This is a genomic window from Streptomyces justiciae (genome assembly GCF_015163075.1).
Classification (GTDB): Bacteria; Actinomycetota; Actinomycetes; order Streptomycetales; family Streptomycetaceae; genus Streptomyces; species Streptomyces justiciae.
This window is the reverse complement of sequence record NZ_JADDXU010000014.1, coordinates 177,120-189,241: the sequence shown is the minus strand read 5'-3', so window position 1 is coordinate 189,241 and position 12,122 is coordinate 177,120. Positions and strand designations below refer to the sequence as shown.

The 12,122-nt window shown below is 69.8% G+C and carries 9 protein-coding genes and 1 pseudogene; 5 read left to right on the top strand and 5 right to left on the bottom strand.

Annotated elements, in window-relative coordinates; genetic code table 11:
- Position 1 precedes the first annotated feature (1 nt).
- Both IQ210_RS33210 and IQ210_RS33205 read right to left on the bottom strand, forming a co-directional pair.
- The gene (locus tag IQ210_RS33210) at positions 2 to 1,006 is read right to left on the bottom strand and encodes a carbohydrate ABC transporter permease (RefSeq protein ID WP_194082882.1); all 1,005 of its coding nucleotides are present in this window, start codon (positions 1,004 to 1,006) and stop codon (positions 2 to 4) included.
- Positions 1,007 to 1,110: 104 nt separating this feature from the next.
- A complete protein-coding gene (locus IQ210_RS33205) occupies positions 1,111 to 2,379 on the bottom strand; it encodes an extracellular solute-binding protein (protein ID WP_194082881.1) in 1,269 nt (422 codons plus the stop codon).
- 415 nt (positions 2,380 to 2,794) lie between these two features.
- Here IQ210_RS33205 and IQ210_RS33200 point away from each other — a divergent pair, with 415 nt between their 5' ends.
- Positions 2,795 to 3,841 carry a LacI family DNA-binding transcriptional regulator gene (locus IQ210_RS33200; protein WP_265680485.1) on the top strand — a complete coding sequence of 349 codons (1,047 nt, stop codon included), beginning with the start codon at positions 2,795 to 2,797 and terminating at the stop codon, positions 3,839 to 3,841.
- A gap of 131 nt (positions 3,842 to 3,972) precedes the next feature.
- The gene (locus IQ210_RS33195) at positions 3,973 to 4,836 is read left to right on the top strand and encodes a phosphatase PAP2 family protein (RefSeq protein WP_194082879.1); all 864 of its coding nucleotides are present in this window, start codon (positions 3,973 to 3,975) and stop codon (positions 4,834 to 4,836) included.
- Here the strand turns inward: IQ210_RS33195 and IQ210_RS33190 are convergent.
- Positions 4,799 to 5,689, bottom strand: a complete 891-nt coding sequence (locus IQ210_RS33190; protein WP_194082878.1) for a LysR family transcriptional regulator — start codon at positions 5,687 to 5,689, stop codon at positions 4,799 to 4,801. The genes IQ210_RS33195 and IQ210_RS33190 overlap by 38 nt on opposite strands.
- A 71-nt stretch (positions 5,690 to 5,760) precedes the next feature.
- Between IQ210_RS33190 and IQ210_RS33185 the strand changes: the two are divergent.
- A pseudogene (locus tag IQ210_RS33185) lies at positions 5,761 to 6,534 on the top strand (DMT family transporter); the annotation flags it as partial.
- A 124-nt stretch (positions 6,535 to 6,658) separates the two neighbouring features.
- Here IQ210_RS33185 and IQ210_RS33180 read toward each other — a convergent pair.
- Complete coding sequence (locus IQ210_RS33180; protein ID WP_194082877.1) at positions 6,659 to 9,637, bottom strand: bifunctional [glutamine synthetase] adenylyltransferase/[glutamine synthetase]-adenylyl-L-tyrosine phosphorylase; 2,979 nt, start codon at positions 9,635 to 9,637, stop codon at positions 6,659 to 6,661.
- 99 nt (positions 9,638 to 9,736) lie between these two features.
- Here IQ210_RS33180 and IQ210_RS33175 point away from each other — a divergent pair, with 99 nt between their 5' ends.
- Positions 9,737 to 10,246, top strand: a complete 510-nt coding sequence (locus tag IQ210_RS33175; protein WP_194082876.1) for a pyridoxamine 5'-phosphate oxidase family protein — start codon at positions 9,737 to 9,739, stop codon at positions 10,244 to 10,246.
- A 24-nt stretch (positions 10,247 to 10,270) separates the two neighbouring features.
- Positions 10,271 to 10,705, top strand: a complete 435-nt coding sequence (locus IQ210_RS33170; protein ID WP_194082875.1) for a VOC family protein — start codon at positions 10,271 to 10,273, stop codon at positions 10,703 to 10,705.
- 10 nt (positions 10,706 to 10,715) lie between these two features.
- Here IQ210_RS33170 and IQ210_RS33165 read toward each other — a convergent pair whose 3' ends face one another.
- Entirely contained in the window at positions 10,716 to 12,077 is a 1,362-nt protein-coding gene (locus tag IQ210_RS33165; RefSeq protein ID WP_079306476.1) for a glutamine synthetase family protein, read from the bottom strand.
- Positions 12,078 to 12,122: the final 45 nt, after the last annotated feature.

Sequence of the window (12,122 nt, the reverse complement as noted above, 5' to 3'; positions counted from 1 at the left end):
CTCAGATCGCGAGCTGCTGGTCATTGCGGTTCAGCCAGCGGCGGTAGAAGGAGGTGAAGACGATCAGGATGGCCAGCAGCAGGATGCCGTAGGCCGCCGACTGGGCGAAGTCACGCGGCTGCTGTCCGAAGCCGAGGTAGTACGCCCAGGTGACGAGGATCTGCGCGTCGGGGGCGGTGTTGCCGAACAGCAGGAAGATGATGGCGAACTGGTTGAAGGTCCAGATGACGCCGAGGAGTACGACGGTGGAGCTGACGGACCTGAGGCCCGGCAGGGTGACGTACCGGAAGCGCTGCCAGGCGTTGGCGCCGTCCATCTCGGCGGCCTCGTAGAGCGAGGAGTCGATGGACTGGAGTCCGCCGAGCAGCGAGACCATCATGAACGGCACACCGCACCAGGTGTTGACCATGATCGCGGCGAACCGCTGCCAGAAGGTGTCCTCCAGCCAGGACGGTGTCGGCAGGTGGAGGGAGCCCAGGAAGCTGTTGATGATGCCGCTGTCGGCGAGCATGAACCGCCAGCCGAAGACGGTGACGAAGGTCGGCACGGCCCACGGCAGGATGAGGACCAGCCGGTAGAAGGTGCGGCCGCGCAGCTTCTGGTTGAGCAGCAGGGCGAGGCCGAGTCCGATGCCGTAGTGCAGGGCCACACAGGCGGCCGTCCACACGATCGTCCAGATGAAGTGCGACCAGAAGCGGTCGTAGGCGGTGTCGCCCCAGAGGATGTCGGCGTAGTTGTCCAGGCCGATGAACTTGTAGGTGGCGTCGATGTGATTGACGCCGATCGTCCGCGCCGTGTTGAGGCTGTTGGCGTCGGTGAGCGTGAGGTAGAGGCCGTACACCAGCGGGTACAGCACGAGGACGCCGAGGACGATCGCCACCGGGGCGATCATCGCGTAGGCGTACCAGTGCTTCTGGTATCCGCGCTTCAGGCGCTGGCCCAGCCCTGGCCGGGGCCCGCGGTCACCGCGGCGCTTGCCGGTCGCGCGGTCGATGGCGACTGTCATGGTTCGACACCTTCTGGGAGGTTCAAGGGGGCGTACGGCTCACAGGCCGATGGCCGCCGGGTCCCTCCCCCCATGATTCGGGGGACCCGGCGGCCGCTCGGGGCTTACTTGCTGAAGTCCGGGACCAGCTTGGCGATGGCGGTCTCGGCGTTGCTCAGCCCCTTGTCGAGGGACTCCTTGCCGCCGGCGATCTTCGGCAGCTCGGTGTCCAGCGGGCCCCACAGGGAGCTGTACTCGGGCAGGGCCGGGCGCGGCTGGGCGGCGGCGAGGACGCCCTGGTAGCCGGCGATGCCCGGGTCGGCCTTGACCTCGGCGGTGTAGGCGTCGTCACGGGTGGGCAGCGTGGAGTTCTTCAGCGCGATGGTCGCCTGGGACTTCGCGGAGGTCATGAAATTGACGAACTTCAGCGCGGCCTTCTGGTGGGCGGCGTCGGAGCCGGCGTAGACCGAGAGGTTGTGGCCGCCGGTCGGGGCGCCCGCCTTGCCGGTGGAGCCGGCCGGGACGGTGGCGATGCCGAGGTTGTTCTTGTCCTTGAACGCGGAGCCCTTGTAGAAGTTGGTGATCTCCCACGGGCCCTGGATGATCGCGGCGACCTTGCCGTTGACGAACGCGTCCTGGATGTGGGCGTAGGCGTCGGCGGTGGTGTCGGCCTTGTGCAGGCCCTTGCCGGAGAAGAGGCTCAGCCAGGTGCCGTACGCCTTCTTCGCGGCGTCCGAGTTGACCGTGATCTTCTTGGCGGTGGCGTCGACGGTGTCGGTGCCCTCGCCGTAGAGGAAGGACTGGGCGTAGTAGGCCTGGGTGGAGCCCCAGTAGCCGTCGACGCCGGTCTTGTCCTTGATGGTGGCGGCGGCCTTCTTCAGGTCGTCCCAGGTCTTGGGGGCCTCGACGCCGGCCTTCTCGAAGAGGGCCTTGTTGTAGACGAGGGCGAGGGTGTCGGTGACCAGCGGGACGCCGTAGGTCTTGCCCTCGTACTTGGCCTGCTCGATCAGGTTCGACTTGAACTTGCTCTGGTCGGCGAGGGCCTCGGTGCCGTCGAGGGGCAGCAGGTAGCTCTTCTTGGCGAAGGCCGGGGTCCAGCCGACCTCGGAGCGCAGCACGTCCGGGGCGCCCTTGGAGCCGGCGGCGGTGTCGAACTTGTTCTGCGCCTGGTCGAACTGGACGTTGACGTACTTGACCTTGACGTCCTTGTTCGCGGCCTCGAACTCCTTGATGAGGGCCTTGTACGTCGGCGCCTCGTTGGTGGCGTTGGAGGTGTCCCACCAGGTGATGGTGACCGGACCGCTCGAGTCGCTGCTGTCGTCGTCTCCGCCGCAGGCCGTCGCCGCGAGGGCGAGGGACGCCACCAGCGCGGTGGCCGCTATGCCACGCCGCATGAGTTCTCCTTGAGGGTGAAAGCCCGTGTGGTGCGAGAGGCGGTCCCGCCCGCCTTCCCGCGTGATGCGAGGGCCGGCCCCGTCAGCCGTCCTCACCGTCTTGCCGACCGCGCCGTTGCCGCCGCCGGGCGTCGCCGAACGTAACAGCGATGTAAGCGTTGCGAAAGACCTTGCAGCAAAAAAGTGCAAGACGTCATGGAAGTTATCCGGGCGTGACCTCGCGGCTACCGCCGTGAGACGCTTGTTTCCAGGGGTGGAGCGGCGAAGAGCGCCCTGTGCAAGACTCTGCAAGCTCTTGCCATCACTTTCACTAGGGAGCGCGATGACCCAGCAACTCGGACCGGGACGGTCAACAGGTCGCCCACGGCGTCCGATTGGTGTGCAAGGGGAGGGACGGCCGGTACAGTCCAATCCTGTGACCACACGGCTTGCCGACATCGCTGCTCAAGCGGGGGTCAGCGAAGCGACCGTCAGCCGCGTCCTCAACGGGAAGCCGGGCGTCGCCGCGACCACCCGCCAGTCCGTGCTGGCCGCACTGGACGTGCTCGGCTACGAGCGCCCCGTGCGGCTGCGCCAGCGCAGTGAGGGCCTGGTGGGCCTGATAACCCCGGAGCTGGAGAACCCGATATTCCCGGCGCTGGCCCAGGTGATCGGGCAGGCGCTGACGCGGCAGGGCTACACCCCGGTGCTGGCCACCCAGACCCCGGGCGGTTCCACGGAGGACGAGCTCACGGAGATGCTCGTCGACCGGGGCGTGGCGGGCATCATCTTCGTCTCCGGACTGCACGCGGACACCTCCGCCGACATGCAGCGCTACGAGCAGCTGCGCGGTCAGGGCGTGCCGTTCGTGCTGGTGGACGGTTTCTCGCCGAAGGTGCAGGCGCCGTTCATCTCCCCCGACGACCGGGCGGCGATGACATTGGCGGTCACGCATCTCGCCTCGCTCGGTCACACCCGGATCGGTCTCGCGCTCGGCCCGAAGCGGTTCGTGCCGGTGCAGCGCAAGATCGAGGGGTTCGTGCGGGCGATGCAGGACCAGTTGGGGCTGTCGGCGGAGGCCGTCGAGTCGGAGCTGGTCCAGCACTCGCTCTACACCCTGGAGGGCGGTCAGGCCGCGGCCAACGCGTTGATCGGCCGGGGCTGTACGGCGGTGGTGTGCGCGAGCGACATGATGGCGCTGGGTGCGATACGGGCCGCCCGGCAGCTCGGTCTCGAAGTGCCGCGGGACGTCTCGGTGGTGGGCTTCGACGACTCCCCCCTGATCGCGTTCACCGACCCGCCGCTGACGACGGTCCGCAAGCCGGTTCCGGCGATGGGCCAGGCCGCGGTGCGGACGTTGCTGGAGGAGATCGGCGGGACGCCCGCGCCGCACAGTGAGTTCGTGTTCATGCCGGAGCTGGTGGTGCGCGGTTCGACGGCTTCGGCGCCTGTTTCGTCCCGTACGGAGCGGGCTCGTTCCTGAGGCGGAGAACCGGGGTTCTCGGGACCTGCGCGGGGAGGAGACGGGGCGCTCGTCTCGTCGTAGAACATGCGTCCTGAACCCGACCGGGGGATGATCTGGGGGCAAGGGCTTTTCTGGCAGACTCTGTGTCCATGGGTGATTCGACCGTGACGACACTGGAAGGCCGCGAAGAGGCCGTTCCGCACCCTGTCTCGGACGACTCGGGCAGGGGCGTTCTTCGCCGCCTGCGCACCCCGCGCCGCCCCCGGCTGTGGTTCGAGATCCTGCTGATCGCGGTGAGTTACTGGACGTACTCACTGATCCGCAACGCGGTCCCGGAGCAGCGGTCCGAGGCGCTGCGCAACGCCGACTGGATCTGGCGGGTCGAGCACGATCTGGGGATCGCGGTCGAGGAGTCGGTCAACCACGCCGTGAACTCGGTGACTTGGCTGATCGTGGGCATGAACTACTACTACGCGACGCTGCACTTCGTGGTGACGCTGGGTGTTCTGGTGTGGCTGTTCCGCTACCACCCCGGCCGTTACGCGGCGACCCGCATGGTTCTCTTCGCGACGACCGGCGTGGCCCTCGTCGGTTACTACCTGTATCCGCTGGCCCCGCCCCGGCTGATGAACGGCGGCGACTTCGTCGACACCGTCGTGGTGCACCAGACCTGGGGTTCGATGGCGTCCGGCGACCTGAAGAACATGTCGAACCAGTACGCCGCGATGCCGTCGATGCACATCGGCTGGTCGCTGTGGTGCGGTCTGACGATCTTCGCGCTGGCGTCGGTGCCGTGGGTGCGGGTCCTGGGCCTGCTGTACCCGGCGGCCACGCTGGTCGTCATCGTCGCCACCGCCAACCACTTCTGGCTGGACGCGGTGGGCGGCATCCTGTGCCTGGCCTTCGGTTTCACGGTGGCGCGGCTCTGGTACGGGGCCCTGCCGTACCGCCTGCCGCAGCTGGTGCCCCCTGTCGTCAAGCAGCCTCGGCCGCAGCCCGCATCGCCGCGATGAACGCCCGCAGCGCGGGCTGCGGCGGCGCGGTCTCGCGTACGGCCGCGTGGATCGACCGGGTCGGCTCCGGCACCCGCAGCTCTCGTACGACCACACCTTCGCGCACCCCGTTCCGCAGCCCCAGCCGCGGGATCAGACTCACCCCCAGCCCCGCCGCCACGAACCCCTGCGCGGTCACGTAGTCCTCGCTCTCGACGACGAACCGCGGCCGGAAACCGGCGGCCTCGCACGCGGCGAGCTGGGCGTCGAGGCAGGGCCCGGGCCACTCACTGCCGACCCAGGGCTCCTCCGCGAGGTCGGACAGTCCCAGTTCCGGGGCGTCCGCCAGCCGGTGCCCCTCCGGCAGCACCGCCAGGTACGGATCGTCGAGGAGACGCAGAAGCCGCACCCCTTCGTGTGCCGCGGGCCCCACGACGAGCGCCATGTCCGCCCGCCCCTCCCGCACGTCCGGCAGCGGGTCCTCGGGGTCGATCAGCTTCAGCTCGATCTGCACACCGGGATGTTCGGCCCGCAGCCGCGCCACCGCCGGGGCGACCAGGGAGGCGCCGGCCGTCGCGAAGTACCGCACCGCCAGCCGTCCGGTACGGCCCGCGAGCAGGTCGGCCAGCGCGGTCTCCGCCTCGGCGACCTGGCGGCTGATGGTGTCCGCGTACTCGGTCAGCAGCAGCCCGGCGGCCGTCGGTCGCACTCCTCGCCCGACCCTTTCCAGCAACTCGGTCCGCGCCTCCTTCTCCAGCGCGGCGATCTGCTGGCTCACGGCGGACGGCGTGTACCCGAGCAGCGCCGCCGCCCCCGTCACCGACCCGCTGCTCACCACGGCCCGCAGCACCTGCATCCGACGCACATCCAGCATGTAGCACAGCTTAACAACCCATCAAGAATCCTTCACTTGTCCTCACGCGTCGCTTCCCCGACCGTTGACGCATGCCTCTTCGCATGGCCACCCTCGCCCTCCTGTGGGGCTCGGGCTTCCTCTGGATCAAACTCGCCCTCAACCACGGCCTCTCCCCCGCCCAGATCACCATCGCCCGCTGCGCACTCGGCACGCTGACCCTGTGGGCGCTGGCCCGCGCGGCAGGCCAGCGCCTCCCCCGCTCCCGCGCCACCTGGGGACACCTGGCGATCGCCGCCCTGTTCTGCAACGCGATCCCGTTCGCCCTCTTCGCGGTGGGCGAGCAGCACCTCGACTCGGGCATCGCGGGCGTCCTGAACGCCACGACCCCGCTGTGGTCCCTCCTGATCGGCGTGCTGCTGGGCACCGACCGCGGCCTGCACCCCCTGCGCCTGACGGGCCTGCTCCTGGGCTTCGCCGGCACGGTCCTGATCTTCGCCCCCTGGCACCGCTCGGGCCTGCTGAGCTGGAGCGCCCTGGCCCTCCTTGGCGCGGCGGCGAGCTACGCGGTGGCGTTCGCGTACATGGCCCGCAAGCTGACGGACAAGAGCGCGCCGATGGCGATGTCGGCGGCGCAGATGCTGATGGCGACGGGGTGGACGACGCTGTCACTCCCGGTGGCGGGCCCGGTGCACGCGGACCTGGTGGCGCTGGGCGCGGTCACGGCATTGGGTGTCCTGGGAACGGGGGTCACCTTCTACCTCAACTACCGCTTGATCGCGGACGAAGGCCCGACGACGGCGGCGACGGTGGGTTACTTGCTGCCGGTGGTGTCGGTGGCGTTGGGTGCGGCGCTGCTGGACGAGCAGGTGGGAATCCGGGTCGTGACAGGTATGGCGGTAGTGCTTACGGGGGTGGCCATGACGCGCCTAAAGGGGCGCGGGGAACTGCGCGACCAGCCCCAACGGCGCCGCACCCTCAACACAACCTCTACGCCCCGTAGAACAACGTCTCCACCACACTCCGCGCCCTACGCGCCGTACGGCGATACGCATCCAGCATGTCCCCCACATGCCCAGGCCCATACCCCAAGTACCGCCCCACAGCAGCCAGTTCACGAGCCTCGGTCGGGAAGGTATCCCCCGCCCGCCCCCGCACCAGCATCACAGCGTTACGCACCCGAGTAGCCAACACCCAAGCCTCATCAAGAATCTCGGCATCCTCCCCCGAAATGAGCCCGGCAGAACAAGCAGCCCCAAGAGCCTCCCGCGTCCGCGTAGTGCGCAACCCCGGCTCAGCCCACCCGTGCTGCAACTGAAGCAGCTGTACGGTCCACTCGACGTCGGACAACCCCCCGGGCCCGAGCTTCGTGTGGAGCTTCGGGTCCGCGCCGCGAGGCAACCGCTCCGCCTCCATCCGCGCCTTGAGCCGCCGGATCTCCCGTACGGCGTCCTCCCCGAGCCCCTCCGCCGGGTACCGCAGCGGATCAATGAGCTCGATGAAGCGCCGCCCCAACTCCTCGTCCCCGGCGACGGGTTCGGCCCGCAGCAGCGCCTGCGACTCCCAGACCAGGGACCACCGGCGGTAGTACGCCTCGTAGGACTTCAACGTCCGTACCAGCGGCCCGGACTTGCCCTCCGGGCGCAGGTCGGCGTCGATGAGCAGCGGCGGGTCGGCGCTCGGGATCTGGAGCAGCCGGCGCATCTCGGAGACGACCTTGTTGGCGGCCTCGGCGGCGGACTGCTCGGGGACGCCGTTGCGCGGCTCGTGGACGAAGAGGACGTCCGCGTCGGAGCCGTAGCCGAGTTCGTGGCCGCCGAAGCGGCCCATGCCGATGACGGCGAACCGGGTGGGCAGGGTGTCGCCCCAGGTGTCGCGGACGACCGCGCGGAGCGTGCCCGCGAGGGTGGCCGCGTTGAGGTCGGAGACGGCGCCGCCGACGCGGTCGACGAGGGCGCCCTGGTCGGCCTCGACGGGCTGGGTCTCGGTGCCGTAGGAGCCGATGATGTCGGCGGCGGCGGTGCGGAACAGCTCGCGGCGGCGGACGCCACGGGCCGCGGTGACGGCCTTCTCGGCGCTGTCCGCGCGGCTGACAGCGGCGAGGACCTCCGGTTCCAGGGAGGCCCGGTCGCGGGGCGCGAGCCCTTCCTCGTCGCCGAGGAGCGCGACCGCCTCGGGGGCGCGCATCAGCAGGTCGGGGGCGAGACGGCCGGCGGACAGGACGCGGGCGAGGTTCTCGGCGGCGGCACCCTCGTCGCGCAACAGCCGTAGATACCAGGGGGTCTTGCCCAACGCGTCCGACACCTTGCGGAAGTTGAGCAGTCCGGCGTCCGGGTCGGCGGAGTCGGCGAACCAACCCAGCAGCACGGGAAGGAGTGTTCGCTGGATGGCGGCCTTGCGGGTGACGCCGGAGGCGAGGGCCTCCAGGTGACGCAGGGCGGAGGCGGGGTCGGCGTAGCCGAGGGCGACGAGCCGCTCGCGGGCCGCCTCCGGGCTCAACCTGGCTTCTCCCGGCGCCAGTTGAGCGACGGCGTCGAGCAGCGGCCGGTAGAAGAGCTTCTCGTGCAGGCGTCGTACGACACTGGTGTGCCGTTTCCATTCGCGGTTCAGCTCGGCGACCGGATCGGTGCGCAGGCCCAGCGAGCGGCCGATGCGGCGCAGGTCGGCGTCGTCCTCGGGGACGAGGTGGGTGCGGCGCAGCCGGAACAGCTGGATGCGGTGTTCCATGGAGCGCAGGAAGCGGTAGGCGTCGTCGAGCTGGACGGCGTCGTCGCGTCCGACGTAGCCGCCGCCGGCGAGGGCCTGGAGGGCGTCGAGGGTGGTGCCGCTGCGCAGGGAGGCGTCGGCGCGGCCGTGCACCAACTGGAGGAGCTGGACGGCGAATTCGACGTCGCGGAGGCCGCCGGGCCCGAGCTTCAGCTCCCGCTCGATCTCGGCGACGGGGATGTTCTCGACGACCCTCCGGCGCATCTTCTGCACGTCGGCGACGAAGTTCTCGCGCTCGGCGGCCTTCCAGACGAGGGGTTCGAGGGCGGCGACGTACTCCTCGCCGAGCTCGATGTCCCCGGCGACCGGCCGGGCCTTGAGGAGGGCCTGGAACTCCCAGGTCTTGGCCCAGCGTTGGTAGTAGGCGAGGTGGGAGGCGAGGGTGCGCACCAGCGGGCCGTTGCGGCCCTCGGGCCGGAGGTTGGCGTCGACCGGCCAGATGGACCCTTCCACCGTCGTCTCGGAGCAGACCCGCATCATGTGCGAGGCGAGCTTGGTGGCGGCGCGCAGGGCCTTGCCCTCGTCGGCCCCGTCCACCGCCTCCCCGACGAAGATGACATCGACGTCGGAGACGTAATTCAGCTCGTGGCCCCCGCACTTGCCCATCGCGATGACCGCGAGCCGGCACAGGGCGGCGTCCTCGGGGGCGGCGGCGCGGGCGATCGCGAGGGCGGCGCGCAGGGTCGCGGTGGCGAGGTCGGCGAGCTCGGCGGCGGTCTCGGCGACGTCGGTGGTGCCGCACACGTCACGGGCGGCGATGGACAGCAGGCAGCGGCGGTAGGCGACGCGCAGGGAGACGGGGTCGGTGGCCTCGGCGAGCCCGCGTTCGAACTCCTCCACCCCGGGGTGCAGGTCGCGCGGCTCGTACATGACGAGCGCCTGCCAGTCGCCGGCGTGCCGGGCGAGGTGCTCGGCGAGCGCGGCGGAGGCGCCGAGGACGCCCAGTAGACGGTCGCGCAGCGGCTTGGCGGCTATGACCGTGTCGAGCAGCTCGCGGTCGGTCTGGGCCTCCAGGAGCCGGACGAGACCGTGCAGCGCGAGATCGGGGTCGGCGGTCGCCCCGAGGGCCTCCAGCAGCACCGGATCGTTGCGTACGGCGCTCAGCTCCGGCCCGTCCAGGAGCCGCTCGGCGGCGGAGGGATCGGTGAACCCGTGCCGCAGCAGCCTGCTGAACGTACTGCTCCTGCGCCCCGGCGCCGTCATCCCCGGCCTCCTCCGATCAAGGTCATACCTGCTTGAGCCTAACCGGAGCCGCCACGGGAAGCGCCGATGAGTTTCCGGCCGGAACGGGGTCTGCCCTGTATGACTCACGACGAACCACGGACCCGGCTGGACAAGCGCTACAGCGACCCGACCGCCACGGCGGTCCCCTGGTCACACGCCTCCGCCCTGCTGAAGTCGGCCGAACTGTTCTGGATCTCGACGGTACGGCCGGACGGGCGGCCGCATGTCACACCGCTGCCCGCGGTCTGGTCGGAGGACGCCCTGCACTTCTGCACCGGTCCGGAGGAGCGCAAGGCGCTGAACCTCGCGGCGAACCCGCACGTGGTGCTGACGACCGGGACGAACACCTGGGACAAGGGGTACGACCTGGTCGTGGAGGGCGAGGTGGTGCGCGTCACCGACGACGGCCGGCTGCGCGCGCTGGCGGCCGCGTGGGAGGCGAAGTACGGCGAGTTCTGGCACTTCGAGGTGCGCGAGGGGAGCTTCCACCACGGCGGGGGAAGCGCTCTGGTCTTTTCGGTGGCGCCGCGCACCGTTTTCGGCTTCGGTAAGGGGGAGCCGTTCAGCCAGACCCGATGGCGGTTCTGATGACGTAGACAAGGGAGTCACGCCATGGACATGAGCCTCGAAGTGATCCTGATGCCGGTCTCCGACGTGGACCGGGCCAAGGAGTTCTACCGGGACAAGGTCGGCTTCCACGTGGACCTCGACGGGGAGGTGATGCCGGGCGTACGGATCGTCCAGCTGACCCCGCCCGGCTCGGGCTGTTCGATCGCGCTGGTCGACGGCCTCCAGATCCCCACGGGCACCCCGCAGCCGGGCACGTACCACGGCATGCAGCTGTGCGTGACGGACGCGAAGGCGGCGTACGAGGAGCTGACCGCCCGCGGCCTGGACGTCACCGAACCCCAGTCCTTCGGCCCCCAGGACGGCGCCACGTTCATGTACTTCAAGGACCCGGACGGAAACGGCTGGGCGATCCAGGAGTACCGGCGCCGGGCCACGGAACCCCTCCACCAGGTGCTGGCGCAACTGGCGAAGGGGTAGCCGACGGCGCCTACAGCACCGGCAGGTTCTTCCGCAGCTCGAAAGCCGTCACCTCGGAGCGGTACTCCTCCCACTCCTGGCGCTTGTTGCGGAGGAAGAAGTCGAAGACGTGCTCGCCCAGGGTCTCGGCGACCAGGTCGCTGCGTTCCATCAGGGTCAGGGCCTCGCCGAGGTTCTGCGGGAGGGGCTCGATGCCCATCGCGCGGCGCTCGGCGTCCGAGAGGGCCCAGACGTCGTCCTCGGCGCCCGGCGGGAGCTCGTAGCCCTCCTCGATGCCCTTGAGACCGGCCGCCAGCAGGACGGCGTAGGCCAGGTAGGGGTTGGCGCCGGAGTCGATCGAGCGGACCTCGATACGGGCCGAGCCGGTCTTGCCGGGCTTGTACATCGGGACGCGGACCAGGGCGCTGCGATTGTTGTGGCCCCAGCAGATGTACGAGGGGGCCTCGCCGCCGGCGCCGGCCGTGCGCTCTGAGCCGCCCCAGATGCGCTTGTACGAGTTCACCCACTGGTTCGTCACCGCGGAGATCTCGGCGGAGTGCTTGAGCAGGCCCGCGATGAAGCTGCGGCCGACCTTGGAGAGCTGGTACTCGGCGCCCGACTCGTAGAACGCGTTGCGGTCGCCCTCGAAGAGGGAGAGGTGGGTGTGCATGCCGCTGCCCGGGTGCTCCGAGAACGGCTTCGGCATGAACGTCGCCTGGACGCCCTGCTCCAGCGCCACCTGCTTCATGACCAGGCGGAACGTCATGATGTTGTCCGCCGTGGACAGGGCGTCGGCGTAGCGCAGGTCGATCTCCTGCTGGCCCGGCGCGCCCTCGTGGTGGGAGAACTCCACCGAGATGCCCATCGACTCCAGCATGGTGATCGCCTGGCGGCGGAAGTCCATGCCGATGTTCTGCGGGGTGTGGTCGAAGTAGCCGGAGTTGTCGGCCGGGGTGGGGCGCGAGCCGTCGAGCGGCTTGTCCTTCAGGAGGAAGAACTCGATCTCGGGGTGCGTGTAGAACGTGAAGCCCAGGTCGGAGGTGCGGGCCAGGGCGCGCTTGAGGACGTAGCGCGGGTCCGCGAAGGACGGGGAGCCGTCCGGCATCAGGATGTCGCAGAACATCCGGGCCGTGCCGGGGGCCTCGGCGCGCCACGGCAGGATCTGGAACGTCGACGGGTCCGGCTTGGCGATCATGTCGGACTCGTAGACCCGGGCGAAGCCCTCGATCGCGGAGCCGTCGAAGCCGATGCCCTCGTCGAAGGCCTGTTCCAGCTCGGCCGGGGCCACGGCGACGGACTTGAGGAAGCCCAGCACGTCCGTGAACCACAGGCGTACGAACCGGATGTCGCGCTCCTCCAACGTCCGGAGCACGAACTCCTGCTGCTTGTCCATCTAGCTTCCCCATCCTTGCTGGTCAGGCCGCCTGCCTCCGGTCCC

Coding starts and splice junctions, on each gene's coding strand:
- IQ210_RS33195 (WP_194082879.1), top strand. CDS start 3,973: ATGGGTGATTCGACCGTGACGACACTGGAAGGCCGCGAAGAGGCCGTT.
- IQ210_RS33175 (WP_194082876.1), top strand. CDS start 9,737: ATGACTCACGACGAACCACGGACCCGGCTGGACAAGCGCTACAGCGAC.
- IQ210_RS33165 (WP_079306476.1), bottom strand. CDS start 12,077: ATGGACAAGCAGCAGGAGTTCGTGCTCCGGACGTTGGAGGAGCGCGAC.
- IQ210_RS33170 (WP_194082875.1), top strand. CDS start 10,271: ATGGACATGAGCCTCGAAGTGATCCTGATGCCGGTCTCCGACGTGGAC.
- IQ210_RS33210 (WP_194082882.1), bottom strand. CDS start 1,006: ATGACAGTCGCCATCGACCGCGCGACCGGCAAGCGCCGCGGTGACCGC.
- IQ210_RS33190 (WP_194082878.1), bottom strand. CDS start 5,689: ATGCTGGATGTGCGTCGGATGCAGGTGCTGCGGGCCGTGGTGAGCAGC.
- IQ210_RS33205 (WP_194082881.1), bottom strand. CDS start 2,379: ATGCGGCGTGGCATAGCGGCCACCGCGCTGGTGGCGTCCCTCGCCCTC.
- IQ210_RS33180 (WP_194082877.1), bottom strand. CDS start 9,637: ATGACGGCGCCGGGGCGCAGGAGCAGTACGTTCAGCAGGCTGCTGCGG.